Genomic DNA, 20,625 nt, shown 5'->3' on the forward strand with positions numbered 1-20,625 from the left:
CCGATACTGCGGGCGGCGCGCCGGGAGCGGCTCTAGGGTCGGGCGGCAGAGACGGTGGCCGACCGGTGGAGGTGATCGTGGCACCGCCCTTGTGGCAGTCGAGCGGCGTGCCCCGCGGCTTCGCCGAGGTGTGGCACGAGGAGCTGCACTCGCTCGCGGCGTTGGCGCGGCTGCGCGCGCGGCTCCGTGCGTCGCTGACCGGGAGCTCCACGGTCGACCACCCGGAGCGCGAGCACTGGTCCGAGCGCATGGTCCTCGTCGTGGACGAGCTCGCCTCGAATGCGCTGCGCCACGGCTCCGCGCCGGCCGGAGCCACGCTCGCCCGGTCCGGGAACCGGTGGCTGATCACGGTGAGCGACTCGGCCGGGGCCACCCCGCCGGAGCCGGCGGTGGGCCGCGACCCGGGCAGCGGCGGGTTCGGCCTGTACCTGGTCGCCGACTTGTCGCAGCAGCACGGCTGGTGCCCGGACGGGACGCGGAAGGTGCTCTGGGCCGTCGTCGCCGACGACGGCTCCTGACCGCCGGCTACGGCCCGGTCACCTCGACCGCGCCCAGCCGCAGCCCGCGGAAGGCGGCCAGCCGCTCCGCCTCCTCGTCGAGGGCGGCGCGGTCCGCTGGGGCCCACAGCTCCACGGTCGCCGAGACGGTGTCCCGGGCCTTCCGTGCCCGCCAGGTGCCGACGACCTCACCGTCGGCCAGCACGCCACCGGGCCGGCCGAGCACGCGCCACAGGTCCTTGGCGCGGGCGCCATCCGGCACGACGAGCGCCCGGTCGCGGGCCTGCAGGAAGAGGTCGAACGGGCCCAGCAGCCGGGTGACCTTCGGCGGCTCGGCCGTCAGCCGGTCGACGTCGTCGGCCAGGACCCAGCGCCGCTCGCCGTCGACGGCGACCTCCACCGCATCCTCCGGCCAGTGCGCCGACACGTCCCGCACCGGCGCGTCCAGGTAGCCGGCGACGTGCTGGCGGGTCGCCGGGCCGAGCAACCGCAGGTAGCCGCGGACCACGTCGAGCCGGGCCGGGACCTCCGCCGGCGGACCGGGCCCGCGGAGCGGTCGCAGCACCGGCGGCGACGTGCCCTCCTCCAGCTCCAGGCCGGCGCGCAGGGCGGCCAGCCGGAACGGCTGCTCGTGCACGTGGACGGCGTCGCAGGGCCGGCACTCGCGCAGGTACGGAGCGGGGAGCACCTCGTTGAGCCGGCCGGACACGTCCCCCTTGACCATCGGCCCGGTGACGATCGAGCGCAGCGCCTCCGCCACCTCGTCGAGGGCCGTGAGGACGGGGATGCCGGCGGCGCGGAGCGGCTTGGCGGCGTCGAAGATCCGCTTGGCGGCGTCGGCCTCGGAGAACGGCTGCGTGGCGGCGGCGACGCCGGGCAGGTCGGCCCGGCGGTAGAGGTGCGGGGCCCCGCGCAGCGTCCACGCCAGGGCCAGCTCGTCGTCCCCGGTGCCGGCGACGTCCACGCCGCGCAGCGCCAGCGCCCAGCGGCCGCCGTCCGCACCGGTGTCCTGCACGCCGAGGTCGAGCACCGCGGCGTCGGCGACGGTGCCGGCCGCGCGGTCGAGCTGCTGGGCGCGCAGCCGGAAGCCGAGGACCTGCCGCCGGGTCACCGTGGGGGCCACGCCGGGACCGTAGCCCGAGCCACCGACATCGCGGCCGCGCCCGGTCGCGGTTCCGGAACAGGCTGCCTACCGTTGGCCGATGGACACCGCCGACCTGCTCGCGCTGCGGTCCGACGACCGCGCGGCCCTGCTCCTGATCGGCCTGAGGGGCGACTGGTAGCCCTACTGCTGCGCCCAGGCGGTCCGCCTGGCCCGGTCACTGCCCCGGCTCGCCGCAGCGGGCACCGAGGTCGTCCTCGCGTCGGTCGAACCCCCGGAGGTGCAGCTGGCGTTCGACCGCACCTGGCACGTCCCCTTCCGCTGGGCGAGCGACCCCGACGGCGCGCGGCTGGCGAAGCCGCTGGGCGCCTGGGACGAGGAGGCCTCGATCTTCCGGCCGGTGGTCGTCGCCGTCGCCCCGGACGGCACCGAGGTCTTCCGCGAGCTCTCCCGCGACTTCACCGACCGGACCGACGACGAACCCTTCCTGACCGCGCTGGAGCGGCTGGGCCTCCCCGCGCTGCCCGAACCCGCGCCGTGGGCGCCGGAGGGCGTCGAGCCCCGGCCGTCGAAGCGGGCCTTCACGCCCGCCTCGTTCATCCCCTACTTCCGCGCGATCAAGTTCAACACCCTGGCGCTGGCCGACCGGATGCGCGACGACCGGGACCGGGAGGAGGTGCGCACCGAGCACCGGATGGCGGTGTCGTTCCTCGACGCCTTCGACCAGTGGCGCGCCGAGCACCCGCCGGAGCGGTAGCGCTCAGGACGACGTCCGCCCGGCGTCGGGCTCCGCTGCTGCGCAGAGGCGCTCGGCGCCGGGCACGTCGGAGAACAGCCACGGGTCCAGCGGCTCCGACCGGCGCACGACGCTCACCGCGCCGGTGCGCTCGAGGACGACGCAGCGCACCTCGCCGAGGTTGCGGATGCCGGCCAGCCGAAGCTTCTGCCGGAGCTCGTCCTCCGCGACGTGCGCGGCCCGCATGTTCTCCACCAGCGGGGTGTCCCCGGCCATGAGCAGCACGGGCGGTCGGTTCATCAGCCGGTCGGCCCACCGGCTCTGCCGCAGCCGGGCGAGCGCGGTCTGCGTCGCGAACAGCGTGACCATGGCGATGGCGCCGGTGGCCAGCGTCGGGTCGAGCAGCAGCACCGTGCGGCCGATGACCGCGCCGAGCGCGATCGCGCAGCCCAGGTCGAAGCTCGACATGGTGGCGAGGCTGCGTTGGCCCACCAGCCGGACGCAGAGAACCAGCAGCAGGTACATGGCCACCGTGGTCAGGACCACCAGCCCGGCCCGCTGCCAGTCGATCCCCAGCTGATCCATCATCGGGCCTCCCCGGACGGCGGACGGGTCGGCCCCATTCTCGGGTGCTGCCGCCGCGGCGACCGGGCACCCCGGGCCCGGGAAGTCCGGTCAGTCGGCGAGCGTGCGCAGGATCCGGGCCAGCGACGCCCGGTCCTCGGGCCCGAGGCGGGCGAAGAGCTCCGCGGAGTCGGCGGCCCGCGCGCGCCCGACCTCGCCCCGCACGCGCCGGCCCTCGGCGGTGGGGCGCAGCAGCACCGCGCGGCGGTCGCCCGGATCGGGGCTGCGCTCGACGAGGTCGCGTTCCTGCAGCCCGTCGGCCACCTCGGTCGCCGAGCGCGGGGCGATGTGCAGCGACTCGGCCAGGTCGGACAGCCGGACGCCGTCGCGCTCGCAGATCACCCGCAGGGCGCGTGCCTGGTGCGGGGAGAGGTCCCAGGGCGCGAGGGCCTCCCGCCAGCGACGGCGCTGGGTGCGGGCGACCCGCATCAGCAGGTCGCCCAGCTCGCCGGTCCCGTCGTCCGCCACGGAGGAACAGTATCGGTTACCGCATGATGAGGTAACCTCAGCAGCCTGGTGCCCCGGTCGGCGTGGTCCTGCGCCAGAGCCCGATGAGCCCCGGTCCGCAGGGGGCCGGGGCTCATCGGGCGCAGTGGTGCAGCGAGGTCACTCCGTCAGGGTGAGCTCCTCGGCCTGGATGTAGAAGTCGCCGGTCTCCAGCTCGTCGGAGGGCTGGTAGAGCTGCAGTTCGGAGAGGAACTCCTCGTCGACCTCCTGGAGGACGCCGGTGAAGCTCACCGTGTCGCCCGCCTCGACCGCGACGTCCGACTCCGGGGCGTCCGCGCCGGCAAAGTTCTGCAGCCGGACCAGGATGGTCCGCCCGGCCTCCGGGCCGACGTAGAACGCCTCGTCGGCCACGACCTCCTGGACCTGCACGGTGTTGGCCTGGACCGGCTGGTCGACGCTGCCGGTCAGGTCGACGCCAGGACCGAGCACGTCGAGGTCCCCGACGAGGATGGCGCCGAGGCCCGGGGCCTCGAAGGCGGGTGACGTCGGCGCGTCGCCGGTGGGCTCGGCCTCCGTGGTCTCGGTGGTCTCCGTGGTCTCGGTGGTGGTCGTCTCGGGCGCGGCCCCGGTGTCGAGATCTGCGTCGTCGTCGCCGGTCAGCGCCGAGATGAGCCACCAGATGAGCAGCGCGGCGATCAGGGCGGCCAGCAGCAGCCACGGCCACAGCGTCTTCTTGTCCTTGGCGACCCTGGTGGCGCCGGACTGGGGTGTTGCTGTCATCAGGAAGTCCTCGATCGGGAGACGTGGTCCACCCTTCGGTGCCCGCTCCGCTTCGCCCGGCGGTTCTGCGGGCCGGATCGTCACCCGATCGAAACAACCTCCGGGCGATCGGGCCGGACCCGGCGGTCGGGTTGCCCTCGCCCACCGCCGGCTCCCCGGCTCCGTCGCAGCGGCATGCGGCAGCAGAATGGCTGTTACCGCACGATGAGGTAACCTCAGCAATCGACACGGAGGTGGGGAAATCAGCGAGATGATGATGGGCGGCCGGGGCGGCGGCCCCGGCGGCGGTGGTGGCGGCGGCAACGCCGGACGGAAGCCCGATCCGGCCGACCGCGCCCAGCTCGAGCGCTCCCCCGTCCGCTGGAGCCGGGTGGCCGCGCTCTTCCGCCCCTACCGGTGGCAGCTGGCCGTGGTGGTGGCGCTGATCGTGGCGTCCTCGGCCGTCGCGCTGGCCACCCCGTTCCTCATCCGCCTGGTCATCGACGAGGCGATCCCCGAGCAGGACGTCTCCCTGCTGCTCTGGGCCGTCGGCGGGATGCTCGCCGTCACCGTGGTGACGTCGGTCTTCGGCGTCGTCCAGACCTGGCTGTCCACCACCGTCGGGCAGCGGGTCATGCACCGCCTGCGGACGGCGGTCTTCACCCACCTGCAGCGCCAGTCGCTGGGCTTCTTCACCCGCACCAAGGGCGGGGAGGTGCAGTCGCGGCTGATGAACGACATCGGCGGGATGCAGTCGGTGGTCACCTCGACGGCGACGTCGTTCGCCTCCAACGCCACCACGGTCATCGGCACGGTCGTGGCCATGGCGGTGCTCAGCTGGCGGTTGTCCCTGCTGTCGCTGGTCGTGCTGCCCCCGGCGGTCTGGCTGACCCGCCGGGTGGCCCGCATGCGCCGCACGATCACCGCCCAGCGCCAGCGCCACCTCGCCGACCTGCACTCCCAGGTGGAGGAGGGCCTGTCGGTCAGCGGGGTCCTGCTGGGCAAGACCCTGGGCGCGGGACCGGCGCAGTCCCGGCGGTTCGCCGGCACGTCGGAGTTCCTGGTCGACCTCGAGGTGCGGTCCCAGCTGGCCGGCCGCTGGCGGATGGCGACGATGAGCGTCGTCTTCGCCGGCATCCCGGCGCTGATCTACCTGGCCGCGGGGCTCCCGGCGACCTCCGGCGGCATGACCATCGGCACCCTGGTCGCCTTCACCACCCTGCAGGGTGCGCTGTTCCGCCCGCTCATGCAGCTGCTGGACATCGGCGTCTCGCTGACCGCCTCGATGGCGCTGTTCAGCCGGGTGTTCGAGTACCTCGACCTGCCCGTCGACATCGACGACCCCGCCGACCCGGTGCCGCTCGACGCCGCCGCCGTGCGGGGCGAGGTGCGGTTCGAGCACGTCGGCTTCCGCTACCCCGACGGCGTCCGCCCCGCGCTCGCCGACGTCGACGTCGCCGTGCCCGCCGGCTCGACGCTGGCGCTGGTGGGCGAGACCGGCTCGGGCAAGAGCACGCTCGCCTCGCTGGTGGCCCGGCTCAACGACCCCACGTCCGGGCGGGTGCTGATCGACGGCATCGACGTCCGCCAGGTGCGGCTGGCCGACCTCGCCCGGGTCGTCGGCGTCGTCTCCCAGGAGACCTACCTGCTGCACGGCACCGTGCGGGAGAACCTGCTGCACGCCAAGCCCGACGCCACCGATGCCGAGCTGGTCGACGCCGCCCGCCGGGCCCAGGTGCACCAGGTCATCGCCGCGCTGCCCGACGGCTACGAGACGGTCGTCGGCGCGCGGGGGCACCGGTTCTCCGGCGGGGAGAAGCAGCGGCTGGCCATCGCCCGCACGCTGCTGCGCGACCCGCGGGTGCTGGTGCTCGACGAGGCCACCAGCGCCCTGGACAACGAGACCGAGCGGGCGGTGCAGGCCGCGCTCGACGAGGCCGCCCGCGGCCGGACGACGATCACCATCGCGCACCGGCTCTCGACCGTGCGCGATGCCGACCGGATCGTCGTCCTGGACGCCGGGCGGGTGGCCGAGCAGGGCACCCACGAGGAGCTCATGGCGCTCGGCGGCCGGTACGCCCGGCTGGCCGGCATCGCGCAGCGCGACGCCGCCCTCGCCGGCTGATGTGGACGGGACCCGGCCCGGGTCCCACGGGTCGACGGACGCACGACTCCGCTCCGGTTGCCCCGGACTCCGCGGTGTGGTGGTGTGCCCCGCATCACATCCGTGAACCGCCGCAGCCGGAAGAGGCGCGCCATGCATGTCCGACACTCGTCCCGGGCGCTCGCCGTCGCCGCCGCCACCGTGGTCCTCCTGCCGCTCGGGGCATCCGCGGCGCTGGCCGGTGAGGAGACCTCGGCCGCGCCCGGTGACGGGCCGGCGGCCGGTGTCCGACAGCTCGAGATCTCCGTCGTCTCCAGCCGTCCGGACGCCGTGAGCGGCGGCGATGCGCTGGTCCGCGTGGATCTCCCCCGCGGTGTGAAACCCGATCGGGTCCGGGTCCTGCTCGGCCGCGAGGACGTCTCCGGGGAGTTCCGCGCCTCCGACGGAGGCCTGCTGGGGCTCGTCGACGGCCTCACGCCCGGCGAGCACGTCCTCCGCGCCTCCGCCCGCGGCGCCGGCTCGGCCTCGCTGGAGATCACGGCGCACCCCGGGGCCGGTCCGGTGTTCTCCGGTCCCCAGGAGCAGCCGTTCGCCTGCGAGACCACGGAGTTCACGACGGTGACGGGGCAGAGCCTCGGCGAGCCCCTCGACGAGAACTGCTCCGTCGCTCCCCGCGTCGAGTACGTGTACCGGACGACCGAGGGGACGTTCGAGCCGCTGGCCGACCCCGCGGCGCTGCCCGCTGACGTGTCCACCACCACCACGCTCGAGGGCGTCGAGACCCCGTACGTCGTGCGGGTGGAGACCGGCACGGTGAACCGCGGCGTGTACGAGATCGCCGTCCTGCACGACCCGGCCGAAGGGGTCGAGCCCAGCCCGTTCCAGCGCAACCGCGCCTGGAACGACCGTCTCGTCTACACCCTGGGCGGCGGCTGCCGTGGCGGTTGGTACCAGCAGGGCGCCGGCACGGGTGGCGTGCTGGTCGACTCGATGCTCTCCCGTGGCTTCGCCGTCGCCTCCAACTCCCTCAACGTCTTCGGCAACAACTGCAGCGACCTGCTGACCTCGGAGACGCTGAGCATGACGAAGGAGGAGTTCGTCGAGGGCTACGGCGTGCCGACCTACACGATGGGCTGGGGTTGCTCGGGCGGGTCCTACCAGGCGCACCAGGCGGCCGACAACTACCCGGGGCTGCTCGACGGCATCGTCGTGGGCTGCAGCTTCCCCGACGTCGGCTTCGCCACCTCGCAGATGCTCGCCGACTCCCGCCTGCTCCACCACTACGTCACGATCACCGCTCCCGGTGCGCTGGACGAGGCGCAGCAACTCGCGGTCGCCGGCTTCGGCGTGCACGCCGCGATCGCCAACCAGAGCGCCGGCGCCCAGCGACTGGACCCCCAGGCCGAGTTCGACGAGTCGGTGCCGGAGGAGCTGCGGTACGACCCGCAGACCAACCCGGACGGCGCCCGGGGAACCGTGTGGGACCACACCGTCAACGCCTACGGGATCGACCCCGAGACGGGCTTCGCCCGGCGGCCGCTGGACAACGTGGGCGTGCAGTACGGCCTGCAGGCGCTCCAGGGCGGGACGATCACCGTCGACCAGTTCCTGCGGCTCAACGACCGCATCGGTGGCCTGGACATCGACGCGAACGTGGTCGCCGACCGGATGAGCGCCGACCCGCTGGCGCGGCAGGCCGCCTACGAGACCGGCCGCATCCTCGACGGCGGCGGCCTCGGGGACATCCCGATCATCGACTACCGGGCGTACACCGACGACCTGCCGGTGGGCGACATCCACATGCGCTACCAGTCCTTCTCCACCCGGGAGCGGCTGATCGAGGCCAACGGCGACGCCGACAACCAGGTGATGCTGGTCGAGGACGACACCCTGGGCCTGTTCAACCCGGACAGCCCGGTGCTCGTGGCGGCGCTGGAGCAGATGGACCGGTGGTTGCTCGCCCTGGAGGCGGCCGGCGACAGCGGTGCGGACCGGCACGAGGTCGTGGTGGCGACCAAGCCGGCCGACCTCGTCGAGGCGTGCTTCACGCCCGACGGCACGAAGATCGTCGAGGAGCAGGTCTACCAGGGAGACACCCGCTGCAACGAGCTGTACCCGTCGTTCGCCTCGCCCCGGATCGTGGCGGGCGGGCCGGTCGCCAGCGACGTCATCACCTGCCGGCTGCGCGAGCCGGTCAGGGCCGACTACCCGGAGATGACCGAGGAGCAGTGGACGCAGCTGCAGGACGTCTTCCCGGCCGGCGTCTGCGACTTCACGCAGCCCGGGGTGGACGAGACGGGACGCCAGGGCACCTGGGCCTTCTTCGACGCTCCGGGGGAGTGGACGTTCCACGAGCCGGCCGAGTAGCCGGGCCGGGCCGGCGGCCGTCCTCGCGGGGCACCGCGAGGACGGCGGCCGCGCCGTGGGGCCGGTGCCTCGGCCAGTCCGACGTGCCGGCCTCGCTGAGGCGGGGGGCCGGGGCGTGATGATCGCCGCACCGCGGAATCGCAGCCGCTCGGCGGGCGGTTGCGCCCGGTATGGACCTGTTCTCCCCCGTGCGGCTCGGCGACCTCGAGCTGGCCAACCGCGTCGTCATGGCCCCGCTGACCCGGATGCGCTCCGGCCGCGCCGGCATCCCCCGCGACATCGTCGTCGAGCACTACGAGCAGCGGGCCGGCGTCGGCCTGATCATCACCGAGGGCACCTTCCCGAACGACGAGTCCCGCGCGTTCGCCGGCCAGCCGGGCATCGTCACCGACGAGCAGGCCGAGGGCTGGCGGAAGGTCGCCGACGCCGTCCACGCCCGGGGTGGCCGCGTCGTCATGCAGGTCATGCACGGCGGGCGGGTCTCCCACCCCGAGCTCACCGGTACCCGGGTGGTCGCGCCGAGCGCGCTGGCCATCAGGGGCGAGGTGCACGTCGGTGGCGGCGTCAAGAAGGCCTTCCCGGTCCCGCACGCGCTCACCACCGAGGAGGCGCGCGCGACGATCGCCGACTTCGTCGCCGCCTCGGAGCGGGCCGTCGCGGCCGGGCTGGACGGCGTCGAGCTGCACTCCGCCAACGGCTACCTGCTGCACGAGTTCCTGTCGCCGGCGTCCAACCAGCGCGACGACGTCTACGGCGGGAGCCCGGAGAACCGCGCCCGCTTCGTCGTCGAGGTGGCCACAGCCGTGGCCGAGGCGATCGGTGGCGGCCGCGTCGGCATCCGCATCTCGCCGGAGCACAACATCCAGGACGCCCTGGAGACCGACCGCGCGGACGTGCTCGCCACCTACGGCGCGCTGGTGGACGGGCTGCGCCCGCTGGGCCTGGCCTACCTCAGCGTGTTGCACGTGGAACCTGCCGGCGACCTGGTGCAGGAGCTGCGCCGCCGGTTCGGTGGGCCGCTGGTCGCCAACAGCGGCTTCGGCACCGTCACCACGCGGGAGGAGGCCCTCGCGCTGATCGACGAGTCGCACGCCGAGGCGGTCGCCGTCGGGCGTCCGGTCCTGGCCAACCCCGACCTCGTCGAGCGGTGGCAGGGCGAGCACCCCGAGAACGAGCCCGACCCGCTCACCTTCTACGCGTCCGGGCCCGAGGGCTACATCGACTACCCGTCCCTGGCCGCCGCCCGCTGAACCGCGGTGCACCGCCGGGACCCTCCGGGGCCCCGGCGGTGCACCGCGCCGGCCGGGGCTCAGTCCAGGTCGGCCTGCCAGAGGTCGGGGCCGAACACCTCGTACTGGATGTCCTTGGCCGGGACGCCGCGGTCGATGAGGCTGCTGCGCACCGCCTGCATGAACGGCAGCGGGCCGCAGAGGTAGTAGACGGCGCCCCAGGGCAGCTCCACCTGGGAGAGGTCCATCTGGCCCGCGTGCACGCCCTGCACCGGCAGCGAGCACTCGGCGCCCCGCTCGAACCAGACGTGCACCGACGCCTTGGGCAGCTTCTCCACGTCGCCGAGGACCTGCTGGCGCAGCGCCCACGACTCCTCGTCGACGTCGGCGTGCCACAGCCGGACGTCGAGGCCGGAGCCGGCGTGCGCGAGGTGCGAGAGCATCCCGGCCATCGGGGTGATCCCGATCCCGGCGCTGGCGAACACCACCGGACGCCCGGAGTCGTCGAGGACGACGTCGCCGAACGGCACCGACAGCTCCAGCCGGTCCCCGACGTCCACGGAGTCGTGCAGCAGGGTGGAGACCTCCCCCTCGGGCTTGTCCCCGCCGTGCACGCGCTTGACCGAGAACTGGCGGTGCTCGCCGTCGTCGGCCCGGGTGAGGCTGTACTGCCGCGGCTGCCGGACGCCGTCGGACATGACCGGACGCACGGTCACGTACTGGCCGGGCAGCGAGGTCTTGACCAGCCGGTCGTCGACCCGCCGCACCCGGAAGGTGACGACGTCGTCGGTCTCGCGGGTCTTCTCCGCGACCTCCCACTGCCGCCAGACGGTGTCCGGCCGCACCCCGCGGGCGCTGTAGAGCCCGCGCTCCTGGTTGATCAGGGCGTTGGCCATCAGCCAGTACACCTCGTCCCAGGCGGCGGCCACCTCGGGCGTGACGGCGTCCCCGAGGACGTCGACGATCGCCCAGAACAGGTTGTCGTGCACGACCTGGTACTGCTCGGGCGTGATGCCCAGCGAGGTGTGCTTGTGCGCGATCCGGCTCATCAGGTGCTCGGGCAGCCGGTCCGGGTGGTTGACCAGCGCGCTGGCGAAGACGGCCACCGAACCGGCCAGCGCGATCTGCTGGGTGCCCTCCGCCTGGTTGCCGCGGTTGAACGTGCCGTCGAGGAGTTCAGGGTGCTCACCGAACAGGTGCGCGTAGAAGCGCCGGGCGATCTCCTGGATGTTCTCGGCGACCACCGGCAGCGTCGCCTGGATGACCGGTGTGGACCTCTCGGACAGCATGCGGATTCCTTCCCCCTGGTCACGCGGCGTACTGGTTCCTCGATCCACGTTAGGCAACCCGGGGTGTCGGGGCAGCTCCGGAAGGGTCCCGCGACGCCGTGCGCCGCCGTATGTTCGCGGCCCCAGGTGCGGAACCAGTCCGTCCGATGACTGCCGGGAGCGAGGCCTGATGTCTGCGCAGGGAGGCCTGCCCCCGCTGGGCGACGCGAGCCCCGGCCTGCTGCAGGAGCACCTGGCGCACGCCTTCGTCCAGGCGGTGGACGCACTGCTGTGCGTGATCGACGCCGACGGCCGCATCCTGCTCGCCAACCCCGCGCTGCAGCGGTTCACCGGCCAGGACGGCGACGCGCTGGTCGGCCGGCGGTTCGTGGACGTGTGGGTGATCCCCCGCGACGTCCCCTACGCCGAGGACGCCGTGCGGATGGCGATGGCCACCGGGCAGGCCTTCCCGCAGGAGGCCGACTGGATCGACGCCCGCGGTGAGCTGCGCCGGGTGACCATGCGCAACACCGTCCTGCACGACGAGGCCGGGCGGCCCTACGGGATCGCCTGCGTCGGCCTCGACGTCACCGACGACCGGGCGCGGGAGGCCCGGCTGCACGAGCAGACCCGGACCGACCTGCTGACCGGCGTCGCCAACCGCGGGGCGCTGTTCGAACTGCTCGGGAACTGGCTCGAGGGGGGTGGCTGCGGGGTGCTCTTCTGCGACCTGGACGACTTCAAGCGGGTCAACGACCAGTACGGGCACGGGGTGGGTGACCGGCTCCTCGCCGAGGCGGCCACCCGGCTGGTGGAGGTCGCGGGTGCCGAGCAGCTGGTGGCACGGTTCGGCGGCGACGAGTTCGTCATCCTCTGCCCCCGTGGCGACGAGCGGGAGCTCGCCGACCTGACCCGCCGCGTCGTCGCCCGGCTGGGCATGCCGTTCCCCGGGCCGGACGGGCCGCTGGTGATCGGGGTCAGCGTGGGCGCGACCGTCGGGCACGCGGACGAGGTGGCCGACGACGTGATCGCCCGCGCCGACCGGGCCATGTACGGGGCGAAGAGCACCCAGCGCCGGCGAGCCCCCCGCCCCACCTGACCGGCGGGTTCCCGCGCCGGCAGCCTGCCCCGGGGGTCAGTAGGCGACGGTGAAGCGCGCCCGGCGGTGGGCCGGCTGCTCGATCTCGTCCACCAGGGCGAGGGCGAAGTCGGCGCCGCCGATGAAGGAGTTGCCCTCCTCGTCGGTCAGCAGGAGGTCGTCGCCCACCCGGTAGGTGCCCTGCGGCTCGCCCGGCGCGAAGGCGCCGAAGCCGGCCGGCGGGCAGAGGTAGAACCAGTCCAGGCTGCCGGTGGCCCGCAGGTCGTCCAGCGCCCCGGCCATCTCCAGGCTCTCGGGGCGGTAGTCGGCGGGGAAGTCCGCGGTGTCGAACAGCCGCGGGCCGCCCTCGCTGACGTGCAGCGAACCCGCGCCCCCGATGACGCCCAGGCGGACGCCGGCCTGCTCGGCCTCGGCGGCCAGCGCGGCGATGCCGCCGCGCACGGCGCCGGCCATGTCCCCGCGGGGCGCGACGGCGACCACCACCACGTCGGACGCCGCGAGGGCGGCGCGGCGCGTGCCCTCGTCCAGCAGCGAGCCGGCCACGTACTCGACGCCGTCGACCCGCTGCTCGGGGAGGCTGCGGCTGTAGGAGGTCACCTCGTGACCTCGCCGCGCCGCCTCGGCGACGAGCGCGCCGCCCGCGTAGCCGGTTCCGCCGAACACGCCGATCCGTGCCATGTCGTTCCTCCGTGCCGCTGGGGTGGATGCCCTTCGTCCCGCCCAACCGGAGCCGGTGGTTGAGCATTCCACCAAACCGGGCCGGCGCCCGGCCCCGATGGCGTACCCCGGTCCCGGGAGGAAGTGTGTGCGTGGTCTCATCCAGGGAGGCGGCAGACGGGTCGCGACGACGAGGAGGAGTCCATGGCCGAGGTCCACGGCAGGTGCGACGAGCGGTTCGCGGGGGTGCGCGAGGCGCTGGCGCAGCAGCTGGACGGCGAGGAGCTCGGCGCGTCGATCGCCGTCGACCTGGACGGCGAATCCGTCGTCGACGTCTGGGGCGGCTACCGGGACGAGGCGCGCACCCAGCCCTGGTCCGAGCACACCATCGTCAACGTCTGGTCGACGACCAAGTGCGTGGCCGCGCTGGCGGCCCTGCTGCTGGTCGAGCGCGGGGAGCTGGACCTGTACGCGCCGGTGGGCGACTACTGGCCCGAGTTCTGCGCCAAGGGGAAGAAGGACGTCCAGGTGCGGCACCTGCTGTCGCACACCTCCGGCGTCTCCGGCTGGGAGCAGCCGTTCTCCATCCGCGACATGTACGACTGGACGTCGGCCACCGAGCGGCTGGCCCAGCAGCGGCCGTGGTGGGAGCCGGGGACCGCCTCGGGCTACCACGCCAACAACCAGGGGCACCTGGTCGGCGAGGTCGTCCGGCGGATCACGAACACGACGTTCAAGAAGTTCGTCGCCGACAACATCGCCGACCCGCTGGGGGCGGACTTCCAGATCGGGGCGCGCGAGTCGGAGGTCTCCCGGATCGCTCCGGTGGTGGCGCCGCCGCGTCCCGACGTCGACCCCCGCACGCTGGACCCCGAGTCGGTGAGCGTCAAGACCTTCACCGGCCCGACCGCGTCGGCGAAGGCGGCGAACTCCCCGGAGTGGCGGGCCGCCGACCTCGGCGCGCTGAACGGGCACTCCAACGCCCGCGGCGTCACGAAGGTGCTGCGGACGCTGTCGCTGGGCGGCGAGGCCGGCGGGGTGCGGCTGCTGTCGCCGGAGACGGTCGAGAAGGTGTTCGACCAGCAGGCCGACGGGGTGGACCTGGTCCTGGGTGCGCCGTTCCGGTGGGGGATGGGCTTCTGCCTGGGCTCCCCGACGGTGCCCTACGTGCCGTCGGGCCGGACCTGCTTCTGGGGCGGCTGGGGCGGCTCGCTGGTGGTGATGGACCTCGACCGGCGGCTGACGATCAGCTACATGATGAACAAGATGGGCAGCGGGCTGATCGGCTCCCCGCGCAGCGAGGCCTACGCCCGGGCCGTCTACGACGCCCTGGGCTGATGGAGCTCGACGACGTCCTACCGCGGCCGGAGCACGTCACCCGGCAGGCGCGGTGGATCGCCGCGCCGCCACCGGTGGTCTGGGACGCGCTGCACGAGGTGCGGCTGTCCGGGCTGCCGGTGACGCTGGCGCTCGGCGCCGCCCGGCTCCTGCCGGTGGTGCTGTCGGGGCGGGGGCTGGGACAGCTGCGCGACCGGCCGTTCCTCGACGCGCTGCCGGTGCCACTCCTGGCTGCCGAGGCCCCGTCGTCGGTGCTGTTCGGCGGCGCGCTGCAGCCCTGGCGGCTCGACGGCGGCGACGACGGACCGCTCCTGGACGCCGGGGAGCTCCGCCGGTTCACCCAGCGCGGCTGGGTGAAGGCCGCGATGGATTTCCGGCTGACGCCCCGCGACGGCGGCACCGAGCTGAGCTCGGAGACCCGGGTGATGTCGACCGACGCCGCGACCCGGCGGCGGTTCGACCGCTACTGGCGGCTGGTCCGGCCGGGCAGCACGGCGATCCGCTGGGAGGTGCTGACGGCGGTCGAGCTGAGGGCCACCGGCTGCCTCCCCTGAGGGATCACGCCTCGGCGAGCTGGAGGAGCCCGGCCGCCGCGCCCACCCCGGGGCCGCTGAGCCCGTCGAGCCCGGCCGGCCGGCCCGTGGCGAGCAGCAGCAGGTCGCCGGCCGGGCCCGACACCTCGGGGCCGTCCGTGCCGGCGGACCAGTCGGCGTCGGTGGCGACCAGCCGGAGCTTCGCGAAGCGCGTGTCCGGGCGGCCGTAGAAGCCGTTGGCCCAGACGTGCCCGAGGGCGGCCAGTGCCCGGTCCGGGCGCATCTCCCGCCGGTGCCCGAGCGGGCGGCAGACGTCCTGCCCGTGGACCAGGATGTCGGTCAGCGGGTCCAGCGGTCCGCTCAGCGGCACCCGGTGGTCGACGGCGGCCGTCTCCCGCAGCAGGGCGATCAGCTCGGCCGGGGAGTGCTCGGCCGACAGCTCGTGGGCCCACTCGGCCTCGGCCCGGTCGAAGCTCCCGCGGGCCAGGACGACGTGGGCCAGCGTCGCCCGCAGGGTCTGGCGGTGCGACAGCGTGAGGTGGGCGAGGACGTCGTGCACGGTCCACTCCGGGCACAGGGAGCGCACGTGCCAGTCGTCGTCGTCGAGGGTCTGCAGATAGTCGCAGAGGTCGTGGCGCTCGGCCGCGACGTCGGCCAGCCGGGCGACACGGGGCTTCGGGGATGCAGGCACGGGTCGAGCTCCTCGCCGGTCACGGGTGCGGACGCCAGGTCAGACCGCGGGCCGGTCCGGAACTCATCGCCGGGTCGCCGCCCGGCCGCCCGGACGGGGAGGATCCGCCCATGGCCTGGACCGAGAAGGACGTCCCCGATCTGACCGGGCGCACCGCGGTGGTGACCGGGGGCAACGGTGGCCTGGGCTTCCAGACGGCGCTGGCGCTGGCCGGGGCCGGGGCGCACGTGGTGGTCGCCGCCCGCGACCCGCAGAAGACGACGACGGCGGTGGCGCGGATCGCCGAGCGGTACCCGGCCGCGTCGCCGGAGGTCGTACCGCTGGACCTCGGGGATCTCGCGGCGGTGTCGGCGGCGGCGGACGCCGTCCTGGCCCGGCACCAGCGCGTCGACCTCCTGGTGAACAACGCCGGCGTGATGGCGATGCCGCAGCGCACCACCGCCGACGGGTTCGAGATGCAGCTCGGCGTCAACCACCTGGGGCACTGGGCGCTCACCGCGCACCTGCTCCCGGCGCTGCTGGCCGCCCCGGCTGCGCGGGTGGTGACGGTGACCAGCACGGCGCGGCACCGCGCCCGGCGGCTGGACCCGGACGACCCGCACATGGCGCGGGACTACGGGGCGTGGGCCGCGTACGCCCGGGCCAAGATGGCCAACCTGCACTTCGGGCTGGGGCTGCAGCAGCGGTTCTCCCGTGCGGGGCTGGCGGCTGCCTCGCTCGTCGCCCACCCGGGGCTGTCGAACACCGACCTGCAGGCGCGCTCGGTGCGGGAGGGCGGTGCCGGCTGGGTGGGGGCGTTCTTCGAGGCGCTGACCGCACGGTCGGGGATGACCCCGTTCGAGGGCGCCCGGCCGCAGCTGCGGGCCGCCACCGATCCGCGGGCGACGGGCGGGGAGCTGTACGCGCCGCGGTTCGGCTCGCACGGGCCGGCGGTGCGCCGGCCGATCCTGCGCCGGTTCCACCTGCAGGAGCAGATCGACGCCCTGTGGCGGGTCTCCGAGCGGGAGACCGGCATCCCGCTGGCGGTGCCGCCCGCCTGACCGGTGCCCGGAGCGGGGCCCTGCTCCGGGGAAGTCGGGCCCCGGCGGCCCTGCCAGGCCCCGACTTCCCCGAACTCGGCGCTCCTGTTCAGCGGGGCAGCGGGCCGTGCCCCGCTTCGCTGCCGCCGGCCGCCCTCCGCTCGGTCCCGCGCCCGACCCGCTCGCCGCAGACGTCGCACACCCAGGAGGCGTGGATGCGGTGCCCGTGGTGGTGCAGTTCGGCCGGCGGGGTGTCGGCGACGTGGCGGTCGCCCCACTGCATGAGCGCCTGCAGCACCGGGAGCAGGTCGAGGCCGGCCCGGGTCAGGTGGTAGTCGGCGCGCGGCGGGTGCTGGCTGTACTCGCGCCGCTCCAGCACCCCGGCGTCCACCAGCGCGTTCAGCCGGGCGGTGAGCCGTTCCCGGGGCGCGCCGGTGCCGCGCAGGATTTCGCTGAAGCGGTGTGCTCCCAGCGACACCTCGCGGACGATCAGCAGCGCCCACCGGTCACCGACGACGTCGAGCGCGCCCGCGATGGAGCAGCGCCGGCCCGGTAGCTCGTCCAGCCGCGTCGTCATGCCTCCAGGTTCGCATGTCGAACCAACATGTGTAGCGTCCGGTTCGCTCGGTTCGGTTGTCGAACCAACAGTGGCGGGAGTGCGGATGCGGACGTCGGTGGAGACGCGGGCCCGGTGCCCTCGCACCCGCCGTCGGCCGTGCCCGGCACCCCGATCTCCGTCCGCCCCCTGAGAGGAACCCCATGACCGCCGTCGCCATCCCCGGACGTCAACTCTCCTTCGACCCGAGCTGGCGGTCGTTCACCAGCACGCAGGGCGGGCTGGTCGTCGGCCACCTGCTGGCCGCCGCCGCGTCGCTGGCCGGGGCGCCCCCGCGCGCGGTGACCGCGCACCTGCTGGGCGGCGTCGCCTCCGGGGTCGAGGCGGTGGTGACGGCGTCGGTCGATCGCGCCGGCCGCACCGGCAGCGTGCGCAGCGAACTGACCCAGGAGGGCGCCCTGCGCGCGGTGGCCCAGACGCTCACCCTCGCCCGCCCGGCGTCCCCGGGGATCGAGCACCGGACGCCGGCGGAGCTGCCACGGGTCGACGACGGTGTTCCGTTCGAGCTGCCGCGCGAGTACGTGCCGGTCGCCGAGCACACCGAGATCCGGGCGCTGGGCACCTCGCGCCCGCTGGCCGGGGGAGCGGAGCCGCGGCTGCACGCGTGGGTGCGGATCCGGGGCGGGGAGCTCGAGCCGCTCGTGCAGCTCGGCGTGCTGCTGGACGCGCTGCCGCCGTCGCTGTTCGCCGTCCGCACCGTGCCGGCGGTGATGCCGACCGTCGAGCTGACCGCCCACCTCGCGGGGCCGGTGCCCGGGACGGGTGCGTGGGTGCGGGTCGACCAGCGCACCGTGTGGTGCGACGCCGACGTCGCGATCGACGACGTGGAGCTGCGGGCGGAGGACGGCTCGCTCGTCGCCCGCGGCCGCCAGACCCGGCGGCTGCTCGACGCGTAGGGGGCACGGGGTCCGCGGCGACCGGCCGCCGGGGGTGACCGCCTGACCGGGTGCCGGGGCGCGGCCCTGCTCCGGGGAAGTCGGGCCCCCGGTGGCCTCCTCAGGTCCCGACTTCCCCGAAGTGGGCGTCTGCGCCGCGGTCAGGTGTCCGGTTGGCGTGGGGCCCGGGTGAGGGCGAGGACGCTGCCGGCCACCCCGATCACCAGCACCGCCAGCCCGACGCTGATCCAGCCCGCGGTGTCCCAGTAGACGTCCTCGAGCTGGATGAGCAGCGCCGCCTCGTCGACGACCAGGGCGAGACCGATGCCGTAGCCCAGCCCCATGGCGGTACGCACCCGGGGGGCGCGGTCGCCCAGGCCGAAGAACCCGATCAGCGCGAGCAGCAGGATGCCCCACAGGTAGTGGTGCAGGTGGACGCCGCCCACGGCGACGTCCCCGAGACCGGCGATGTCGACGTCGACGTGGATGAGCCAGGTCAGCAGTCGAAGCAGCGCGAAGGTGGCGGTGAACCCCCACCAGGCGAGGACGTAGCCGCGGCGGGTCGCGAGGACCTCGCGCAGGCGGTGGGGTCGGGAACTCCGGGGCAAGGAAGCCTCTTCCGCTGGTCAGGGTGGTGCGGCCATCCTGCTGGGTGCCTCAGCCGTCGAGCAGGCCGGCCTCGTGGGCGAGGATCGCCGCCTGCGTGCGGTTGGCCAGGTCGAGCTTCGCGAGCAGCCGGGAGACGTAGGTCTTCACCGTCGCCTCGCTGACGAACAGCCGCTTCGCCAGCTCGGCGTTCGGCTCGCCGGTGCCCAGCAGCGCGAGCACCTCCCGTTCGCGGTCGGACAGGCCGGCGATCCGCTGCAACGCCTCCGCCTTGCGCGGGGCCGCCCGCTTGTCCACGTAGGACTCGATGATCGCGGCGGTCACGGCGGGGGAGAGGGTCGCCGTCCCGTCGGCCACCGCCCGCACCGCGGCGGCGATCTGCCGCGGCGGGGTGTCCTTGAGCAGGAAGCCGCCGGCACCGGCGGCCAGGGCCGCGTGCACGTACTCGTCGACGTGGAAGGTGGTGAGGACGGCGACCTCCGGCGCCTGCGGCAGCGCGAGGATCTGCTGCGTCGCGGTCAGGCCGTCCATCACCGGCATCCGGACGTCGATCAGGACGACGTCGGGGCGCAGGTCCCGGGCCGCGCGGACGCCGTCGGCCCCGTTGCCCGCCTCGCCCACCACCTCGAACCCGCCGGCGCTCTCCAGCACCGTCCGCAGCCCGAACCGCACCAGCTCCTCGTCGTCGACGAGCAGGACCCGGATGGGCGCCGCATCCGGGCCGCGCACGACACCCTCGGGTTCGCTCTCGCGGGCCGCTCCGCTCCTCGCTCGTTCCTCGCTGCGATGCTCACGGCCCTGTCCGCTCACGACGGCAGCACCGCCTCGACCGCGAAGCCGCCGTCCAACCGGGGTTCGGCCGTCAACCGGCCGCCGAGGGTGCGCACCCGCTCAGCCAACCCCACGAGCCCGTATCCGCCGCCGGGAACTTGCTCGGCGGGTCGCGCCGGCGCGCCGTTGACCACCCGGACGACGAGCTGTCCGTCCGGGCGCCCGAGGGTGACCCGGACGTGCGATCCCGGGGCGTGCTTGCCGGCGTTGGTCAGCGCCTCCTGCACGATCCGGTAGGCGGCCCGGCCCACCGCCGGGTCGACGGCGTCCGTGCCCTCGGGCAGGCCGGCGAGCTCGATGGTCATGCCGGCCTCCCGCGATTGCCCGATCAGGCGGGGCAGGTCCTCGAAGCCCGGCTGCGGGCCCAGCGGCGCGGCCTCGTCCACGTCCCCGGCGCGCAGCACGCCGACCATCTGGCGCAGCTCGGCCAGGGCCCGGCGCCCGGCGGCCTGCACCTGCCCGGCGAGCTGCTCGACGCGGTCGGGATCCTTCGCGGCCATCTCGATCGCCCCGGCCTGCAGCACCATGAGGCTCACCCGGTGGCCGACGGCGTCGTGCATCTCGCGGGCGATCCGGGTCCGCTCGGTGAGGACGGCGTCGCGCGCCAGCAGCTCCCGCTCGGTCTCGGCCTTCTCGGCGCGGTCGCGGAGGGCGATCAGCAGCTCCTCGCGAGCGCGGACCCAGGCGCCGATCACGCCGGGAAGCAGGATGAGCAACGCGGCGACCGGGACCATGACGGCGAGTTCCAGGAGCGGTTGCGCCACCCAGGGCCGGACCACGGCGAGCGTCCCGACGAGGGCAGCGAGGACCCGTCGACGCCCGCGGCCCTCGTAGCGGCCGACGGCGTAAGCGGCGACGGCCAGGGCCGTGCCGACCGGGGGTGCCAGCGCCGTCACCGATGCGATCACCAGGAAGACCGCCAGCGGTGCCCGGCGGCGGAGCAGGAGCAGGAGGACGGCGAGCAGCACGCCGGTCGGGAAGAGCACCGCCGGCGGCAGCACGCTGGTCGCGTCCTCGACCGAGAAGACGACCGAGACCAGGGACAGCAGGGCCAGCACGAACTCGAGGGCAATGCCGCGCCGGCGCAGGCCTGGCCACAGTCGCTCCCGCAGCCTCATGCGCCAGAGCGTATTTCGGCAGGGCCGGCCGGCGGGTCGCCCGGGAGGGGATCACCGACGTCAACTTTCGGATGACGAAATCGCGCCGTCCGTCGTCCGATGTCGAGGC

At 74.5% G+C, this 20,625-nt stretch carries 20 protein-coding genes and 1 pseudogene; 10 read left to right on the top strand and 11 right to left on the bottom strand.

Annotated elements, in window-relative coordinates; genetic code table 11:
- Positions 1 to 77 precede the first annotated feature (77 nt).
- Positions 78 to 518, top strand: coding sequence for an ATP-binding protein (locus ACI79T_RS16430; RefSeq protein ID WP_456611153.1), 441 nt, complete (start codon positions 78 to 80; stop codon positions 516 to 518).
- 7 nt (positions 519 to 525) lie between these two features.
- On the opposite strand, the gene ACI79T_RS16435 is transcribed toward ACI79T_RS16430, so the two are convergent.
- Complete coding sequence (locus ACI79T_RS16435; protein ID WP_456611154.1) at positions 526 to 1,620, bottom strand: winged helix DNA-binding domain-containing protein; 1,095 nt, start codon at positions 1,618 to 1,620, stop codon at positions 526 to 528.
- A gap of 172 nt (positions 1,621 to 1,792) precedes the next feature.
- Between ACI79T_RS16435 and ACI79T_RS16440 the strand changes: the two are divergent.
- Positions 1,793 to 2,356 (top strand): annotated as a pseudogene (locus ACI79T_RS16440) (peroxiredoxin family protein); the annotation flags it as partial.
- Positions 2,357 to 2,359: 3 nt separating this feature from the next.
- Here ACI79T_RS16440 and ACI79T_RS16445 read toward each other — a convergent pair.
- From ACI79T_RS16445 to ACI79T_RS16455, 3 genes are all read right to left on the bottom strand, one after another.
- Positions 2,360 to 2,923: a DUF421 domain-containing protein gene (locus tag ACI79T_RS16445; RefSeq protein WP_456611155.1), complete on the bottom strand. Its 564-nt coding sequence runs from the start codon at positions 2,921 to 2,923 to the stop codon at positions 2,360 to 2,362.
- Positions 2,924 to 3,010: 87 nt separating this feature from the next.
- Entirely contained in the window at positions 3,011 to 3,427 is a 417-nt protein-coding gene (locus ACI79T_RS16450; RefSeq protein WP_456611156.1) for a MarR family winged helix-turn-helix transcriptional regulator, read from the bottom strand.
- 138 nt (positions 3,428 to 3,565) lie between these two features.
- Positions 3,566 to 4,186: a hypothetical protein gene (locus ACI79T_RS16455; RefSeq protein WP_456611157.1), complete on the bottom strand. Its 621-nt coding sequence runs from the start codon at positions 4,184 to 4,186 to the stop codon at positions 3,566 to 3,568.
- A gap of 256 nt (positions 4,187 to 4,442) precedes the next feature.
- On the opposite strand from ACI79T_RS16455, the gene ACI79T_RS16460 reads away from it, so the two are divergent.
- The 3 genes from ACI79T_RS16460 (at position 4,443) to ACI79T_RS16470 (ending at position 9,886) form a co-directional block, all read left to right on the top strand.
- The gene (locus tag ACI79T_RS16460; protein ID WP_456611158.1) at positions 4,443 to 6,290 is read left to right on the top strand and encodes an ABC transporter ATP-binding protein; all 1,848 of its coding nucleotides are present in this window, start codon (positions 4,443 to 4,445) and stop codon (positions 6,288 to 6,290) included.
- 132 nt (positions 6,291 to 6,422) lie between these two features.
- Entirely contained in the window at positions 6,423 to 8,636 is a 2,214-nt protein-coding gene (locus tag ACI79T_RS16465) for a DUF6351 family protein (protein ID WP_456611159.1), read from the top strand.
- A gap of 170 nt (positions 8,637 to 8,806) precedes the next feature.
- Complete coding sequence (locus ACI79T_RS16470; protein ID WP_456611160.1) at positions 8,807 to 9,886, top strand: alkene reductase; 1,080 nt, start codon at positions 8,807 to 8,809, stop codon at positions 9,884 to 9,886.
- Between the two features lie 59 nt (positions 9,887 to 9,945).
- Here the strand turns inward: ACI79T_RS16470 and ACI79T_RS16475 are convergent, their stop codons facing one another.
- Positions 9,946 to 11,154, bottom strand: coding sequence for a globin domain-containing protein (locus ACI79T_RS16475; RefSeq protein ID WP_456611161.1), 1,209 nt, complete (start codon positions 11,152 to 11,154; stop codon positions 9,946 to 9,948).
- Positions 11,155 to 11,323: 169 nt separating this feature from the next.
- Here ACI79T_RS16475 and ACI79T_RS16480 point away from each other — a divergent pair, with 169 nt between their 5' ends.
- Positions 11,324 to 12,232, top strand: coding sequence for a diguanylate cyclase domain-containing protein (locus ACI79T_RS16480; RefSeq protein WP_456611162.1), 909 nt, complete (start codon positions 11,324 to 11,326; stop codon positions 12,230 to 12,232).
- Between the two features lie 36 nt (positions 12,233 to 12,268).
- Here the strand turns inward: ACI79T_RS16480 and ACI79T_RS16485 are convergent, their stop codons facing one another.
- Complete coding sequence (locus tag ACI79T_RS16485; protein WP_456611163.1) at positions 12,269 to 12,910, bottom strand: NAD(P)-dependent oxidoreductase; 642 nt, start codon at positions 12,908 to 12,910, stop codon at positions 12,269 to 12,271.
- A 183-nt stretch (positions 12,911 to 13,093) separates the two neighbouring features.
- On the opposite strand from ACI79T_RS16485, the gene ACI79T_RS16490 reads away from it, so the two are divergent.
- Together ACI79T_RS16490 and ACI79T_RS16495 are read left to right on the top strand one after the other, a co-directional pair.
- A complete protein-coding gene (locus ACI79T_RS16490; protein WP_456611164.1) occupies positions 13,094 to 14,227 on the top strand; it encodes a serine hydrolase domain-containing protein in 1,134 nt (377 codons plus the stop codon).
- A complete protein-coding gene (locus ACI79T_RS16495; RefSeq protein ID WP_456611165.1) occupies positions 14,227 to 14,781 on the top strand; it encodes a hypothetical protein in 555 nt (184 codons plus the stop codon). The genes ACI79T_RS16490 and ACI79T_RS16495 overlap by 1 nt, the downstream gene beginning before the upstream one ends.
- A gap of 4 nt (positions 14,782 to 14,785) precedes the next feature.
- On the opposite strand, the gene ACI79T_RS16500 is transcribed toward ACI79T_RS16495, so the two are convergent.
- On the bottom strand, positions 14,786 to 15,451 hold the full coding sequence (locus tag ACI79T_RS16500) for a maleylpyruvate isomerase family mycothiol-dependent enzyme (RefSeq protein ID WP_456611166.1): 666 nt from the start codon (positions 15,449 to 15,451) through the stop codon (positions 14,786 to 14,788).
- Positions 15,452 to 15,561: 110 nt separating this feature from the next.
- Between ACI79T_RS16500 and ACI79T_RS16505 the strand changes: the two genes are divergently transcribed.
- Positions 15,562 to 16,491, top strand: a complete 930-nt coding sequence (locus ACI79T_RS16505; RefSeq protein ID WP_456611167.1) for an oxidoreductase — start codon at positions 15,562 to 15,564, stop codon at positions 16,489 to 16,491.
- A gap of 88 nt (positions 16,492 to 16,579) precedes the next feature.
- Here the strand turns inward: ACI79T_RS16505 and ACI79T_RS16510 are convergent, their stop codons facing one another.
- Positions 16,580 to 17,047, bottom strand: coding sequence for a winged helix-turn-helix transcriptional regulator (locus ACI79T_RS16510; RefSeq protein ID WP_456611168.1), 468 nt, complete (start codon positions 17,045 to 17,047; stop codon positions 16,580 to 16,582).
- Between the two features lie 182 nt (positions 17,048 to 17,229).
- Here ACI79T_RS16510 and ACI79T_RS16515 point away from each other — a divergent pair, with 182 nt between their 5' ends.
- Positions 17,230 to 17,982 carry a thioesterase family protein gene (locus ACI79T_RS16515; RefSeq protein ID WP_456611169.1) on the top strand — a complete coding sequence of 251 codons (753 nt, stop codon included), beginning with the start codon at positions 17,230 to 17,232 and terminating at the stop codon, positions 17,980 to 17,982.
- A 140-nt stretch (positions 17,983 to 18,122) separates the two neighbouring features.
- Here ACI79T_RS16515 and ACI79T_RS16520 read toward each other — a convergent pair whose 3' ends face one another.
- From ACI79T_RS16520 to ACI79T_RS16530, 3 genes are all read right to left on the bottom strand, one after another.
- On the bottom strand, positions 18,123 to 18,569 hold the full coding sequence (locus ACI79T_RS16520) for a hypothetical protein (protein WP_456611170.1): 447 nt from the start codon (positions 18,567 to 18,569) through the stop codon (positions 18,123 to 18,125).
- A 49-nt stretch (positions 18,570 to 18,618) separates the two neighbouring features.
- The gene (locus ACI79T_RS16525) at positions 18,619 to 19,296 is read right to left on the bottom strand and encodes a response regulator transcription factor (RefSeq protein WP_456611171.1); all 678 of its coding nucleotides are present in this window, start codon (positions 19,294 to 19,296) and stop codon (positions 18,619 to 18,621) included.
- A 77-nt stretch (positions 19,297 to 19,373) separates the two neighbouring features.
- On the bottom strand, positions 19,374 to 20,516 hold the full coding sequence (locus tag ACI79T_RS16530; RefSeq protein WP_456611172.1) for a sensor histidine kinase: 1,143 nt from the start codon (positions 20,514 to 20,516) through the stop codon (positions 19,374 to 19,376).
- Positions 20,517 to 20,625: the final 109 nt, after the last annotated feature.

The organism is Blastococcus sp. SYSU DS0619, assembly GCF_054051035.1.

What these genes read in the sequence shown, in the direction of transcription:
- ACI79T_RS16445 (WP_456611155.1), bottom strand. Translation starts at nt 2,923, where the DNA reads ATGATGGATCAGCTGGGGATCGACTGGCAGCGGGCCGGGCTGGTGGTC.
- ACI79T_RS16470 (WP_456611160.1), top strand. Translation starts at nt 8,807, where the DNA reads ATGGACCTGTTCTCCCCCGTGCGGCTCGGCGACCTCGAGCTGGCCAAC.
- ACI79T_RS16480 (WP_456611162.1), top strand. Translation starts at nt 11,324, where the DNA reads ATGTCTGCGCAGGGAGGCCTGCCCCCGCTGGGCGACGCGAGCCCCGGC.
- ACI79T_RS16475 (WP_456611161.1), bottom strand. Translation starts at nt 11,154, where the DNA reads ATGCTGTCCGAGAGGTCCACACCGGTCATCCAGGCGACGCTGCCGGTG.
- ACI79T_RS16515 (WP_456611169.1), top strand. Translation starts at nt 17,230, where the DNA reads ATGACCGCCGTCGCCATCCCCGGACGTCAACTCTCCTTCGACCCGAGC.
- ACI79T_RS16460 (WP_456611158.1), top strand. Translation starts at nt 4,443, where the DNA reads ATGGGCGGCCGGGGCGGCGGCCCCGGCGGCGGTGGTGGCGGCGGCAAC.
- ACI79T_RS16505 (WP_456611167.1), top strand. Translation starts at nt 15,562, where the DNA reads ATGGCCTGGACCGAGAAGGACGTCCCCGATCTGACCGGGCGCACCGCG.
- ACI79T_RS16510 (WP_456611168.1), bottom strand. Translation starts at nt 17,047, where the DNA reads ATGACGACGCGGCTGGACGAGCTACCGGGCCGGCGCTGCTCCATCGCG.
- ACI79T_RS16530 (WP_456611172.1), bottom strand. Translation starts at nt 20,516, where the DNA reads ATGAGGCTGCGGGAGCGACTGTGGCCAGGCCTGCGCCGGCGCGGCATT.
- ACI79T_RS16485 (WP_456611163.1), bottom strand. Translation starts at nt 12,910, where the DNA reads ATGGCACGGATCGGCGTGTTCGGCGGAACCGGCTACGCGGGCGGCGCG.
- ACI79T_RS16490 (WP_456611164.1), top strand. Translation starts at nt 13,094, where the DNA reads ATGGCCGAGGTCCACGGCAGGTGCGACGAGCGGTTCGCGGGGGTGCGC.
- ACI79T_RS16465 (WP_456611159.1), top strand. Translation starts at nt 6,423, where the DNA reads ATGCATGTCCGACACTCGTCCCGGGCGCTCGCCGTCGCCGCCGCCACC.
- ACI79T_RS16495 (WP_456611165.1), top strand. Translation starts at nt 14,227, where the DNA reads ATGGAGCTCGACGACGTCCTACCGCGGCCGGAGCACGTCACCCGGCAG.
- ACI79T_RS16455 (WP_456611157.1), bottom strand. Translation starts at nt 4,186, where the DNA reads ATGACAGCAACACCCCAGTCCGGCGCCACCAGGGTCGCCAAGGACAAG.